The sequence below is a fragment of the Flavobacterium sp. DSR2-3-3 genome (assembly GCF_049896585.1).
In the GTDB taxonomy this organism is placed as follows: Bacteria; Bacteroidota; Bacteroidia; order Flavobacteriales; family Flavobacteriaceae; genus Flavobacterium.
In genome coordinates this window covers 438,888-452,509 of sequence record NZ_JAFCUP010000001.1, presented here as the reverse complement: position 1 = coordinate 452,509, position 13,622 = coordinate 438,888, and the positions used below count along the sequence as shown (strand labels likewise).

At 34.7% G+C, this 13,622-nt stretch carries 14 protein-coding genes; 4 read left to right on the top strand and 10 right to left on the bottom strand.

Annotated features, from left to right (window positions below):
• The first annotated feature begins 16 nt into the window (after positions 1-16).
• On the top strand, positions 17-502 hold the full coding sequence (locus ACP7AQ_RS01985) for a GNAT family N-acetyltransferase (protein WP_426094184.1): 486 nt from the start codon (positions 17-19) through the stop codon (positions 500-502).
• On the opposite strand, the gene ACP7AQ_RS01980 is transcribed toward ACP7AQ_RS01985, so the two are convergent.
• From ACP7AQ_RS01980 to rnpA, 3 genes are all read right to left on the bottom strand, one after another.
• The gene (locus ACP7AQ_RS01980) at positions 464-1,270 is read right to left on the bottom strand and encodes an OmpA family protein (RefSeq protein ID WP_426094183.1); all 807 of its coding nucleotides are present in this window, start codon (positions 1,268-1,270) and stop codon (positions 464-466) included. The genes ACP7AQ_RS01985 and ACP7AQ_RS01980 overlap by 39 nt on opposite strands.
• A complete protein-coding gene (locus ACP7AQ_RS01975) occupies positions 1,270-2,904 on the bottom strand; it encodes a S41 family peptidase (RefSeq protein ID WP_426094182.1) in 1,635 nt (544 codons plus the stop codon). Before ACP7AQ_RS01975 ends, ACP7AQ_RS01980 begins: the two co-directional genes overlap by 1 nt.
• 108 nt (positions 2,905-3,012) lie before the next feature.
• Positions 3,013-3,423 carry a ribonuclease P protein component gene (gene rnpA / locus ACP7AQ_RS01970; protein ID WP_426094181.1) on the bottom strand — a complete coding sequence of 137 codons (411 nt, stop codon included), beginning with the start codon at positions 3,421-3,423 and terminating at the stop codon, positions 3,013-3,015.
• Between the two features lie 125 nt (positions 3,424-3,548).
• Between rnpA and ACP7AQ_RS01965 the strand changes: the two genes are divergently transcribed.
• The 3 genes from ACP7AQ_RS01965 (at position 3,549) to ACP7AQ_RS01955 (ending at position 6,026) form a co-directional block, all read left to right on the top strand.
• Positions 3,549-4,283 carry a lysophospholipid acyltransferase family protein gene (locus ACP7AQ_RS01965; protein WP_426094180.1) on the top strand — a complete coding sequence of 245 codons (735 nt, stop codon included), beginning with the start codon at positions 3,549-3,551 and terminating at the stop codon, positions 4,281-4,283.
• Positions 4,284-4,293: 10 nt separating this feature from the next.
• Positions 4,294-5,283, top strand: a complete 990-nt coding sequence (locus tag ACP7AQ_RS01960; protein ID WP_426062523.1) for an acyl-ACP desaturase — start codon at positions 4,294-4,296, stop codon at positions 5,281-5,283.
• A gap of 89 nt (positions 5,284-5,372) precedes the next feature.
• Positions 5,373-6,026, top strand: coding sequence for an HD domain-containing protein (locus tag ACP7AQ_RS01955; protein ID WP_426094179.1), 654 nt, complete (start codon positions 5,373-5,375; stop codon positions 6,024-6,026).
• Positions 6,027-6,230: 204 nt separating this feature from the next.
• Here ACP7AQ_RS01955 and ACP7AQ_RS01950 read toward each other — a convergent pair whose 3' ends face one another.
• The 7 genes from ACP7AQ_RS01950 to hemH form a co-directional block, all read right to left on the bottom strand.
• Positions 6,231-6,635: a hypothetical protein gene (locus ACP7AQ_RS01950; protein WP_426094178.1), complete on the bottom strand. Its 405-nt coding sequence runs from the start codon at positions 6,633-6,635 to the stop codon at positions 6,231-6,233.
• A gap of 84 nt (positions 6,636-6,719) precedes the next feature.
• On the bottom strand, positions 6,720-8,378 hold the full coding sequence (locus ACP7AQ_RS01945) for a hypothetical protein (protein ID WP_426094177.1): 1,659 nt from the start codon (positions 8,376-8,378) through the stop codon (positions 6,720-6,722).
• A 9-nt stretch (positions 8,379-8,387) separates the two neighbouring features.
• Positions 8,388-9,170, bottom strand: coding sequence for an enoyl-CoA hydratase/isomerase family protein (locus ACP7AQ_RS01940; RefSeq protein WP_426094176.1), 783 nt, complete (start codon positions 9,168-9,170; stop codon positions 8,388-8,390).
• Positions 9,171-9,180: 10 nt separating this feature from the next.
• Entirely contained in the window at positions 9,181-10,596 is a 1,416-nt protein-coding gene (locus tag ACP7AQ_RS01935; protein WP_426094298.1) for a sensor histidine kinase, read from the bottom strand.
• A 59-nt stretch (positions 10,597-10,655) separates the two neighbouring features.
• Positions 10,656-11,210, bottom strand: coding sequence for a CopD family protein (locus ACP7AQ_RS01930; protein WP_426094175.1), 555 nt, complete (start codon positions 11,208-11,210; stop codon positions 10,656-10,658).
• Complete coding sequence (locus tag ACP7AQ_RS01925) at positions 11,197-12,552, bottom strand: MATE family efflux transporter (protein WP_426094174.1); 1,356 nt, start codon at positions 12,550-12,552, stop codon at positions 11,197-11,199. Before ACP7AQ_RS01925 ends, ACP7AQ_RS01930 begins: the two co-directional genes overlap by 14 nt.
• Positions 12,553-13,608, bottom strand: a complete 1,056-nt coding sequence (hemH, locus tag ACP7AQ_RS01920) for a ferrochelatase (protein ID WP_426090524.1) — start codon at positions 13,606-13,608, stop codon at positions 12,553-12,555.
• Positions 13,609-13,622 lie beyond the last annotated feature (14 nt).

The window sequence follows — 13,622 nt, the reverse complement described above, 5'->3', positions numbered from 1 at the left end:
TAAAAAGAAACGAAGCATGACAATACAATGGGAAATTAAGGCATTTGATGCCCTGACAGTTCACGAACTTTACGATTTACTGCGTCTAAGAAGCGAGATTTTCGTGGTGGAACAAAACTGTGTTTATTTAGATCTTGATGGAAAAGACAAAGTGGCTTTGCATCTTATTGGCGTATTTGAAGGGAAAATTGTATCTCATTCCAGACTTTTTAAACCCGGAATCAGTTTTGATAATTCATCGATTGGCCGCGTTACTGTTGATGCAAACTACCGCGACAGAAAGTGGGGACATGACCTAATGCGAGAATCAATTGCAGGAATTTCGCATCATTTTGGTGAAAGTAAAATCACTATCGGAGCGCAATTATATTTGAAAAAATTTTATGAAAGTCATGGATTTGTGCAAACCAGTGAAATGTATCTTGAAGACGATATTCCGCATATTGAGATGAAAAGAGGGGAATTAGATTTTCAAAATTATAAATTCAACTCTACGGTCTAGTGCTTCTCCCTGATCTAAAGGGAATTTATTTCCACTGCCAACATAGTGCATCCTAAGACTGTTTACGCCTTTATTTATAAGGTATTTGTAAACATTTTTGGCTCGATTCAAAGAAAGTTTACGCTCCCGAGTTTCATTATCTATGGCATCCGAGTAATTACTTGGAGTACAACAAACGTGTCCTCTGATTTGGAATTCCAATGTTTTTTGTTTTTGAAAAAGAACCGCAATTCTATCTAATTCTTTCTTGGATTGTTCCGTTAATGCGCTGCTTCCAAGAGGGAAAAGGATGTTTTCCAGATAAATACGATCTCCCACTTTATGATTATCTTGAAACGAATTGTATAACCCATTTGCAAAACTGTTTTTCTTGACAATAAACAAGTCGACGCGTCTGTTTTTTGAACGGGTTTCGGACAGGTTTTCCACCATTTCTTTTTGCAGAATTACACGGCCTTTGCCTTCAATAATTACAATTTTGTTATTGTTAAAACCATTTGCCGTGAGAATGTTTTGTACCGTAGTTACCCTGTTTTTTGACAGTGCAAAATTATAATCATTGGCTCCTCTGTCGTCACAATATCCATAAATTTGTATTGATTCAATTTTTGTGGTATCCGCATTTTTCATGAAATCAATTATAATTTGTATTTGATCTTCATAAAGTGTGAATTTATCAAATTCAAAATACACCGTTTCTATAGGTTTTCCCTGAGCAGTTAGATAGCTCGAAAAAAGAAGCAGAAATATTGCAAACGATTTTTTCATTATATTTTGAGAATAGACTTGTATTCCGAGTTATTGTTTAAAATGCTTACCGCTTTTTTAATTTCCGAATTGTTTTTGATGTAATATTGATATAGTCCTTCTTGATACTGGTAGCGTTTAATGATTTCATCGACCATTAAATTTTTGATTTCCTTTTGGTTTTTATCCATTAAAACATTCTCACTTTTCTGAAGGGCCGTTAGCAATTGTTGATATTCGGCGAGAATAGATTGGTCTAATTTTTCTTTTTTAGCAACAGCCAAAGTATTTTTTAAAGCCAATTCTGTTTCCGTATCAAAGGAGAATTTCTGTACTTTCAGAAACTGTTTAAAATCTAAATAATCCGCATCAGAAATGACTGGAATCTGATTTCCTAAATTCGGATTTTTATAATAATAGGTCGTGGCGTAGTTGAAAATCCCATCATTTTTTAACAAAGCAGCCGTTATTGGACTTGATTTAGTTTCTTCTAGTTCAACGTCAGGCTGGATTCCTCCGCCGTCATAAACGGTTCTGCCTTTTCGGGTTTTAAAAGCATTGAAGTTTGCTTCTTCTGTTTTTATGGCCATTCCATTTTTGTCTTTTCGAGAATAATCCAAAGCTTGAATGCATCTTCCGGATGGCGTGTAATAGCGGGAAATAGTTACTTTTAGTTGCGTTCCATAAGTCAAATCTACTGGTCTTTGCACCAGTCCTTTTCCAAAACTGCGGCTTCCCACCACCACAGCCCGATCTAAATCCTGAAGCGCGCCAGCCACGATTTCAGATGCCGAAGCACTTCGGCCGTTAACAAGAATAATCAAAGGGATTTCAGTATCTACAGGATCTTTGGTCGTTTTGTACGTGCTGTTTTGTTTCTCTATTTTTGATTTTGTAGTAACAATAATTTCGTTTTTTGGAACAAATAAATTACAGATATTTACGGCTTCATTCAAGAGTCCACCCGGATTGTCTCTTACATCCAAAATAATGCGTTCAGCACCTTCTTTTTTGAGTTGTTCCAAAGCTTCTTTGGTTTCCAAAGATGCTTTTTTGTTAAAATGTGATAATACAATATAACCGGTTTTGTCATCTATTTTTCCGAAAAAGGGAACCGATTTGATTTCGACTTCGTCCAGAATAATCTGGGTAGTGTTCACTTTTCCCTGACGGATGTATTTGATGTCAATCTTCGTGTTTTTGGTACCTTTGAAAAGTTGAGAAGCCTCGTCTTTAAAATCAGATAAAAGTACATCCCCCACCTGGATAATTTCGTCTCCGGCTTTTAAACCCGCTTTGTCGGCAGGGAAATCTTTATAGGGTTCTTTCACAATTAATTTGTCTTCTTTCCGAGTCAATAAAGCGCCTATTCCGGTATATTCTCCGGTGTTGTTTATTTTGAATCGCACCACATCCTGCTCATTGAAATAAACGGTGTACGGATCTAAATTAGCCAGCATTCCTTTGATGGCCTTGTCCATTAGTTCTCCAGGATTTGTTTCATCGACATAATTCCGGTTCAATTCTTTGAAAAGAGTGGTGAATATCTCGATTTGCTTGGCGATTTCGAAAAAATCGTCTTTGAAACTGGTTCCAACAAACAGAAATGCCGAAGCGACAACTGGAATTATGAATTTTTTTTTGAAGAAGTTCATGGGTTTCATTAACTAAATTTGAGGTCACTAAAATAACTATAATTCGCCAAATAATTATGCATAAAGGAATCAAAGATTACTTAGTTCAAATTAGAATGGGTTAAGTATTTAAATTTCAGAAACAGAATCGATTGCTGATTCTGGTTTTTTAATGTTTTGAGCAATAAACTTCTCAAACAACTGAATGGTTTTGGTATTAATTTCCTCGTATGTCAGTCGGTCCTTCGTTTGGTAAAAAAACATAAAGGAATACGGTTGGTCCAAATTGTCAATCAAAAGGTGTTTGTTCAGACGGTAAGTTTCGCGCAGTACCCTTTTGAAATAATTGCGGTCTACGGCTTTCTTAAAATTTTTTTTTGAAACCGAAACGCCCATTTTTATTTTTTCGCCTTCGCTAAAAGAACCGGCTTTATAGACCAATCGCAACGGATATTTAGATACTGATTTCCCTTCGGTAAATAGTAATCCAATGGTGATTTTACTTTTTAGCTTTTCGTTTTTTGGGTAAGTGAAGTTCATTTTAATAGAAAAAAGACATAGATTTTGACTTGCAAAGTTACGATTAAACGTCGAGCCGGTATATTGTTTCTGATTTAAATACCGCTAAAAATATATTTCTTACTTTTGCGACAAATTTTTAAAGCATGCAAAAACTGATTTCGTATCCCATTTCCGTAATTTATTATTTATTTTTCTTTCTTACTTTGGTTATTTTTCATCCAATTCAGTGGGTTTGCTTCCATGTTTTTGGCTATCAAGCTCATAAAGTAAGTGTCGATTACTTGAATTTTTTCTTATTGAGATGCACAAATCTCTTGGGAACAACATACAAATTTGAAAACATAGAAAGCATTCCTGAAAACGTGCCTTTAATTTTCGTGTCCAATCATCAAAGTATGTACGATATTATTGCGATGATTTGGTTTTTTCGTCGTTTTCATTGTAAATTTGTAAGTAAGAAAGAATTAGGAAGCGGTATCCCAAGCGTTTCATTTAATTTACGTCATGGAGGTTCTGTTCTTATCGATCGTAAAGATCCAAAACAAGCGATTCCGGCCATCAAAGGATTAGCAGAATATATTGAGAAATACAACCGTTCAGCAGTTATTTTTCCGGAAGGAACGCGAAGTAAAACGGGAAAACCAAAAGAGTTCGCGCAAAGCGGTTTAAAAATTTTATGTAAGCACGCGCCGTCGGCATACGTGGTTCCAGTGAGCATAAACAATTCTTGGGAAATAGTTAAATACGGGTTTTTTCCTTTAGGTTTAGGAAATCGCCTTACCTTTGTAGTACATAAACCGTTAGCGGTTAAAGACTATGATTTTGCTGAATTAATGGAAAAAACAGAAACAGCAGTTGTTAAAGGAATAAAAATTTAATTTATATATAATGTCAATAAAAAACATTCGATTAGAAGTAATGCAGTTTTTGGAAAAAAACGTAGACAGCTTTGTCGATCAGTATTTAATTCCAGTGGAGAAAATATGGCAACCAACTGATTTTTTGCCCAATTCCCAAAGTGATACTTTTTTTGATGAGGTCAAAGAATTACGTGAAATTGCAAAAGAATTACCTTATGATTTCTGGGTAACTTTAGTAGGGGATACCATTACTGAAGAAGCTTTACCAACCTACGAATCCTGGTTAATGGACGTAGAAGGAATTGATAATGTAGAGCGAAACGGTTGGTCTAAATGGATCAGACAGTGGACTGGTGAGGAAAATCGTCATGGCGATTTGCTCAACAAATATTTGTATTTATCAGGTCGTGTAAACATGCGTGAAGTAGAAATGACAACGCAACACCTGATCAACGACGGTTTTGATATAGGTACCGGAAGAGATCCATACAAAAACTTTGTGTATACTAGTTTTCAGGAATTAGCAACTTATGTTTCCCATAACAGAGTAGCGCAAATGGCCAAGAAATATGGCGATAACAAATTGTCTAAAATGTGCAAAATGATTGCTGGTGACGAGATGCGTCATCATCATGCATACAGTGAATTTGTTACCCGTATTTTTCAAATAGATCCAAGTGAAATGATGCTTGCCTTTCAATACATGATGAAAGCAAAAATCGTTATGCCTGCACATTTCTTAAGAGAATCAGGTCAAAAAATCAGTACCGCTTTTGAGCAGTTTTCTGATTCTGCGCAAAGAATCGGTGTTTACACAGCAGCGGATTATGTAGACATTATGCAAAAATTAATTGAGAAATGGGAAATTGATAAAATCTCCGGTTTGACAGATGAAGCAGAGAAAGCACGTGATTATTTGATGAAATTACCGGGTAGAATGGCAAAAATTTCAGAGAGAATGGTAATTCCACAAGAATCGCATATTTTTAAATGGGTAGAGCCAGCATTAGTAAGATAGATTTTTTAGTTCGAAATAAAGGTTAAAATGTTGGATTTTGAAGTTGGTAAACTTTGAAATTCAACATTTTTTTTAAAAGTATAAAAATAATGATAAATCCTGATTTAATAAGTAAAACGATTCTTTTTGTAAAAGAAAAACTAGAAAATGCCGAAGGCGGACACGACTGGTTTCATATTGAAAGAGTGTTTAAGAATTCCGTTCTGATTTCGAAAAGTGAAGTTTGTGATACCACCGTTGTCAAACTTGGCGCTTTGCTTCATGATATTGCCGACAGTAAGTTTCATGATGGTGATGAAACCGTCGGACCAAGAATTGCCCGCGAATTTTTAGAATCAGAAAACGTTGACGAAGAAACCATCAAGCATGTGGTTGATATCATTGAAAACATCTCGTACAAAGGCGGTAATTTCGAAAAGAAATTTTCTTCAATAGAATTGGATGTGGTGCAGGACGCGGATCGTTTAGACGCGATTGGAGCCATTGGAATCGCCAGAACGTTCAATTATGGCGGATTTAAAAACAGAGCAATCTACGACCCAAAAATTGCTCCAAATTCCAGTATGACAAAGGAAGAATACAAGAAGAATGATTCTCCAACGTTAAATCATTTTTACGAAAAGTTACTGCTGTTGAAAGATAAGATGAATACCGAGACCGGAAAACAAATCGCACAAGAAAGGCACCGTTATATGGAAGGATTTCTGGCGCAGTTTTATGCGGAATGGGGAGGAGAGAAGTAAGAAAACAGTATTCAGTTTTTAGTATTCAGTTTATTGACGTTAAAAAACTACTGCTTTAGTAGAAAAAAAAATGAATATAGTTTTGTTTTACACGCAAACCAAAAATTGATTACTGAATACTAATTTTAAATTTCAGATATTTTTTCGATTGCTGATTTTAAATCAAAAATCAGTCCCGATAGCTATCGGGATTAATCAAAAATCTTAAATCGAACTTCCTTTGACTTTCATTTCCAAAATCACATCTGAAGCGTTTTTAAAAGTTGGTGCTTGCTCAATAATGGTTCCCACTCTTTTTTTATTGAGTTTAAAAGTAATGTCATTTTCTGTTGTAAACAGTAAAGCGGTTAAAAACGGATTATTCATATACGGAGCCAATATAATAAAAGCTTCATCAAGCGTATGGAAACTTTCTATTTCTTCGGTTTTGTAACGCGCCGTAACCGAAAGACTAAACACGTCATTTTCCAGTAGAACAGGACGCACATAAATATTTTTCAGTTCCGTATCACCAATGGTTTTGGCAAGTGTTAGTTTAGCATAAGTATGGTTTTCAATACTTTGTTTTACCTTTTCCCAGAAAAGTACAAATACAGGTTGGAAGGACATAAGTTTAAAATTTTTATATATTATTTTCAGAAATGAATTTTCAAAAGTAAAGTAATTTGATGTTTGTTTTTTACAAATTAATTTTTACAAATTAATTTTTAGTAATTGCTTTTTTGTTCCTTTTCTACCTAAAAAAATAGCAGAATTATTAATAATCCCCCCTTTTGAAACCATGTAAGTAACTGAGCTATTTTCATCATCAAGAATTTCTTTATAATCAAAATCTCCGTCCATACTGATTCTTATTACATTCAAATTCGATTTGTTTTTTCTAATTTGACCGAATTCAATTCTATCGTTTTTAATTTTTTTAATTTTTTCACCAGTGTTAATAAAGAAATAACTGAAATTTTCATTTACCAATGAAGTGTAAGAAATAAATGATTCGTCCTCGTAAGATGGAATTGCTTGTCTTTTATTAATATTTCTTGCCCACAAAAGATTTCCCTCAGAATCTAATTTTGCAGCTACAATGTCATCATAATTAAAATAAGTTCTATTATTCGTATCACTGGTTAAATATTCCTCTTGTGCATTAAAAAATAAATCATTGTTTACAGAGAAAAATATTTTTTTGAACGTTAAAAACTTAAGTGCTTTGTCTTTGTCTTCCCCATATTTGTCAACCATAAATTGTTCTGTAAACAAATTATATTTTGATTGCAAAATGGTTAAAGAATTGGAATCTAACTTATAATAACAAATTCCTTTAAATCTATAATCTTTAATGTCAGAATAAAAACCCAAACAAATAATTTCATTATTGTGAAAAATAGATTTTAAAGAGCCAACAAAATTTTCATGAGTATCTATGAATTGCGATTTTTGTGATTCAGCTGTTATTTTTGTGATTTCAAATAGGTATTTTCCGCCTTCTTTCTTTTCTTTTTGGATTTCTAAATAACTTTTTGCCAATAAGCTTATGGCTCTCCCATCAGGTGAAACTTGAATGTTCTCTAGATTATAATTTTTATCTTTAATTTCTCTATTAAAATCGGTGTCGATTTTTTTGTTCAACTGATTGTCAAATAAATATAATTTCACAAATTCTTTATTCTCACTATTGTAATCTATTGCGATGGCAAAGGCACTTTTGTTACCATTCACAGTCATTACAATATCAGAGCCTTTTTGATTTTTTGATATTTCTGATTTACCCTCCCATGAAAATTCAAAAAAACTGGAATTTTTTGAAATATCATTTTCTGATTTTATTTCTCCTGAATTATCATTTGTCCAGTTTCCTTTTGTACGATTAAAAAACTCCTTTTCTAAAGAAATTGTCCCTGTTTCTTTCATTTTTTCCTTCGAGATTCTAAACAATTCTTTTTTAGAGATTAAAAAATCATCTGTTATGATATTTGCTTGACAAACATATGATTTATCATTCAAATCATAATAAAACTCAATAATCTTGACTTCATTTTTAACAGAATAAATACCCAAAACGATATTGTTTTTTTGATAATTTGGATGTTTCATTTCGAAATCTAACGTCTTTTGGATTTTTAAATTAGAATCTATATGCTCTATATAAAAGCCACTGTAATTTGATAATCCATTATCATTATAGGATCGAACGATTAAGGTATTTCCACTCTCATTAGTTTCAGTCAAAACAATGTTTGATTTTTTGACATCATCCTTAAACTCTTCACTCTTTTCAAGTTTGAAAGGAATGTTTTGACAAAATAATTGACTTGATAATAAAGCAAAAATTAAATAAACATATAATTTTCTCATTTAATTTTATTATTTACCAGTAAATACCGCTTTTCTTTTCTCCAAGAAAGCCGTCGTTCCTTCTTTAAAATCTTCGGTTCCAAAACATTTTCCAAAAGCTTTTATTTCGGCTTCATACCCATTTTTTCCTTCTTTGAAATTAGCATTGACCGCTTTTATAGCTTTACCAATAGCGTAAGGAGAGTTCTTTATTATTTTATTGGCCACACTCACACAGTAGTCTAAAAGTTCAGCTTCAGGCACTACGTGATTTACCAGTCCAGTTCTGTAGGCATCTTGCGCCGTTACCATTCCTGCGGTCATAATCATCTCCATTGCGCGTCCTTTTCCTATCAATTGTGGCAAACGTTGCGTTCCGCCATAACCCGGAATTACGCCCAGCGAAACTTCAGGTAATCCCATCTTTGCATTTTCAGAAGCAACTCTGAAATGACACGCCATCGCTAATTCTAATCCGCCACCCAGTGCGAAACCATTGACTGCTGCAATTACCGGGGTTTTTAAATTTTCTATAAAATCAAATAATTTTTCTTGTCCTTCTGCCGCGAGTAGCGTTCCTTCTTCAATCGAGAAATGAGCAAATTCAGAGATATCAGCTCCGGCTACAAACGCTTTTTCACCGCTTCCCGTTAAAATAATAACACGAATTTCATCATTTTTCCCTAAGGTTTTAAATGCTTTATTCAAATCTGAAATGGTAGCAACATTCAACGCATTTAATTTTGTAGGACGGTTTATGATAATTGTTGCAATATTATTTTCGGTGGTAATTAAAAGATTTTCGTAGTTCATGTTTGTATTTTTAGGTGTTAATTATTGGGAGCGAAACAATAAAAGTAGTTCCTTTTCCAAATTCAGATTCAAAGGTAATCGTTCCTTTATAATTTTCTATAATGTTTTTTATAATTCCAAGACCAAGACCCATACCGCTGCTTTTGGTGGTGAATTTTGGTTCAAATATACGGCTGATGTCTTTAGGTTGAATGCCGATTCCGTTGTCAGAAACCGTAATTAACACGTTGTTTGCTTCTTTTCTGATGCGTACCACAACCGATTTAATTTCCTGTTGTTCCGGTATCGATTGAATGGCATTTTTCGCTAAATTCGTGATAATTCGGATGAGTTGCGTTCGGTCAATTTTGGAAATAATTTCAGGAGAATAACTTTGGAATTCAATATATTCTTCGTTGAAAATATCCATCGCAAGCTCTACTACCTCCACCACGTTTAGAGTTTCGTTTTGCTGTGCCGGCATCGATGCAAAATTCGAAAAAGCCGAAGCTACCGCACTCATGGTGTCAATTTGTTGAATCAAAGTTTCTGAGTAGTCGTTCATTCTCTGCTTTACATTGGGGTCAGTCGGGTCAAATTTCCGCTGAAAACTCTGAACAGTTAATCGCATTGGCGTAAGCGGATTCTTGATTTCATGCGCCACTTGTTTCGCCATTTCGCGCCACGCTTCTTCACGCTCGCTTTGCGCGAGTTTTATGGCGCTTTTCTCTAGTTCATCCACCATCCCGTTGTACGCTTTTATCAGTAAGTTAATTTCCTTGCTGTTGGCTTCCAAGACAATTTTTTCGTTTTTTTGATTCAAACTCGTTTCGCTTAGCTTATCCGAAATTGTTTTTAATGATTTTGTGATATATGACGATAGAAAATAAGCAAAGGCGAAAGCGATAATAAGCAAGAAAGCATAAACCTGTCCCAGACGAATTAGAAAACTTTTCAATTCATTTTCATAGTAGCCGTCATCTTCTACATAAGGTAAATTTAAGATCCCCAGTGGTTTGAATTTGTCGTCTTTAATTTGGCTGAAAGCAGAACGATTTTTTTTGCCATCAATAGTTTTAATGTCCACGTATCTTTTTTCAATCGAAGAACGAACCAGTTTTAAAATGTATTTGGGAATTGGCGGAGCCACCTTATCAACAGAAAATGATTCTTTTGAGGATTTTAGTAATTTTCCTTCCAGACTGTAAATGTTGATTTCGATGTTGTGAATGTGCGCTAATTCGTGAATTTTATCTTTGAAAATTAAGTCTAAATTCCCGGAAGTCATTGGATAAGTGGTTGTGGAAAGTATGAAATTGATGTGCTGCTTTACTGCGTTTTCATTGCGTTCCAGTCGCTCTTGGTGGTATTCTTTGGCTTCGTTTTTAAATTGGATAATAGATATGGAAGCCAATATCACAGAAGCCATTAATATCAATACAATCATCGAAAGGAAAATCCTGATTCGTAATGAAAGCATTGCTATTTTAAAACTTTTGAACATAATTAAGATTGATTTCTTTCTCTAATTTTTTTGTAAAATTTAAAGCCCAGCATTATTAAAATGGAAAATAAGAAAATCCCAATCACACCATAAATCCAGTTGACGGCATTTTTTAAAACCACTAAAAAAACCACCGCAAAAAGGATTATCGTGGCTCCTTCATTCCACAATCGCATAAAAGTTGTGGTATATTTAACCTCGTCATTTTGCAATTGATTGAATATTTGTTGGCATTTTGCATGGTACAAATACAGCGCAAATACGAAACCAAGTTTTACGTGCATCCAAGGCATTTTTAACCACGCTTGACCTAAATCCGTAAAAAACAGCATCCAAAAAGCAAAAACACTAGCCAAAACTGCTGACGGCCAAGTGATAATATACCACAAACGGTAGGTCATTATTTTGTACTGTTTTTGTAAAATTTCTTTCTCTGGGGAAGGTTTTTGTGCGGCTTCAATTTGGTAAACGAACAAGCGGACGATGTAAAATAATCCTGCAAACCATGTAATTACAAAGATAAGGTGTAAGGATTTAAGGTAATTATAGTATTCCATCGTTAGTTTGAATCAGTTTTGTATTTATTTCTTTATTTAAAAAATATCCAGTCAGTATTGTTGATAATATATCTGCAATTGGGAATGCAATCCACACGCCAAAAATACCTAAAAAATTTGGTAGAATCAGCACTAACGGAATCAGGAAAAATCCTTGCTTACTTAAGGTCAAAAGCAATGCTTTTTTTGCCTTTCCCGCCGCTTGAAAGTAAGCCGCACCAATAAGTTGAACAGCAATAATTGGCGAAGCCGCAAAAACCCAGCGCAACGCTTCCGGAGTTTGGTCAATTACGAGTGGATCTGTAGTAAAAACAGCAACGATAGGTTTGGCAAAAATTAGAATAACCACGAAAATCAATGTGGCTAAAAAAGCGGCGTATTTAATCGAAAGCTGTACACTTTCTTTTACTCTTTCATAATTTCCGGCACCGTAATTAAAACCTGCAATTGGCAGAAATCCTTGCGTAATTCCCAGAATTGGAAATAAAGCAAACATCAACATTCGGCTTATAATTCCATAAATGGCAACGGAATGTTCGCCGCCATACGTGTATAAAGTATGATTTAGGATTATCGCCAAAATACTAACCACTCCTTGTCTTGAAAATGTCACAAAACTCAATTCTGTTATTTCCTTTACAATAGGAATATTGAATTTGAAATGTTTGGCTTTTAGGTTTAGTTCACTTTTAAAATAAAAAAACCAAAATACAAATAAGAAGCACGTGAAATAGGATATGGCTGTCGCCAAAGCAGCGCCAAACATTCCTAAATGAAGGTATTTTATAAAAATAATATCTAATATAATATTTATGAAAGCGGGAATAATCATCGCCACCATCGCAAATTTAGCCTTACCTTCGGCTCGAATCACGTTGTTCCCCATCATGCAAAGTGCCAAAAACGGAACGCTTATTATTATGGGAATAAAAAATTCTTTTGCGGGTTCCATTATGGCGCCTTTTGCGCCAAAAAGCATCAGCATTTCGGCGCTGAAAAAAAGACCGAACAGCACAAATACAGACGCCAATAAAAAAGTCATCATGATTTGATTGCCAAAGGTATGCAATGCTTTTTCTTTGTGATTTGCTCCCAATGCTCTCGAGAGTACAGAACCTCCGCCCACACCAATCGCCATTCCTAAAGAAGAAATCAAAAAGGTGATAGGCAAAACTACGGTTACCGCCGCAATGGCCAAAGAACCAATCCATTGTCCGACAAATATGGTGTCAATTAAAATATTAACCGACATGAATAAAATCCCAATAGAAGACGGAACTGCTTGTTTTATTAAGAGTTTTTTGATGTCTTGAGTTCCTAACTCATCGGCGGTAACAGCCATTTAAGCGTTTATTTTTTCGGAGTCAACTTTAATGGATGAAGAAGCGTTCGACCAATTCGTAATCCAATTACTTACTGTTTTACACCAAGCGTCACTGTCGTTTAAACACGGAATTGCTAAAAATTCTTCACCCCCATGAACTTTAAATTCATGCTTGGCTTCCATGGCAATTTCTTCCAAAGTCTCTAAACAATCAGATACAAAAGCAGGCGTTACAACAGCAAGTTTTTTAATTCCTTTTTCAGGCATTTTGTTGACTTCAACATCCGTGTAAGGTGTCAACCATTTGTCTCCCGCTAAGCGCGATTGAAAAGTCTGGCTGTATTTTCCTTCTGGAATTCCCAATAATTTCACCACTTGTTTAGTCGTTTCGTAACATTGGTGACGGTAACAAAATTCATGTGCCGGTGAAGGCGTGTTGCAACAAGAGCCATCAATTTTACAATGTGATTTGGTTATATCCGTTTTACGAATGTGACGCTCTGGGATTCCGTGATAGGAGAATAATAAATGATCGTAATCGTAACCGGCTAAATGTCCTTTAATCGAATCAGCCAGATTTTGTAAATAATCGGGTTTGTTGTAAAACGCAGGAACAATAGTGAATTTCATTTCTGGGAAATACTTTTTACGGTGTTCTTCAGCCAATTCTAAAATGGTTGTTGTAGACGCCATTGCATGTTGTGGATACAAAGGAAAAAGCAGTACTTCATTTACGCCTTTGTCGTGTAGTTCTTGTAAACCAGATAATAAAGACGGATTTCCATAACGCATCGCTAAGGAAACCGGAACATCAACTAATTTTTGGACTTTCGCGTGCATTCTTTTGGAAATCACCACAAGTGGAGAACCTTCGTCCCACCATATTTTTGCGTAAGCGGCAGCCGATTTTTTAGGTCTTGTTTGTAAAATTATTCCACGAACTAATAATGCTCGTAACAAAAACGGAACGTCAATTACGTATTTGTCCATTAAAAATTCATCCAAATATGGTTTTACATCTTTAGGAGTTGGACTTTCCGGCGAACCTAAATTAACTAATAATACACCTTTCATGTTGTCTTTTTTTG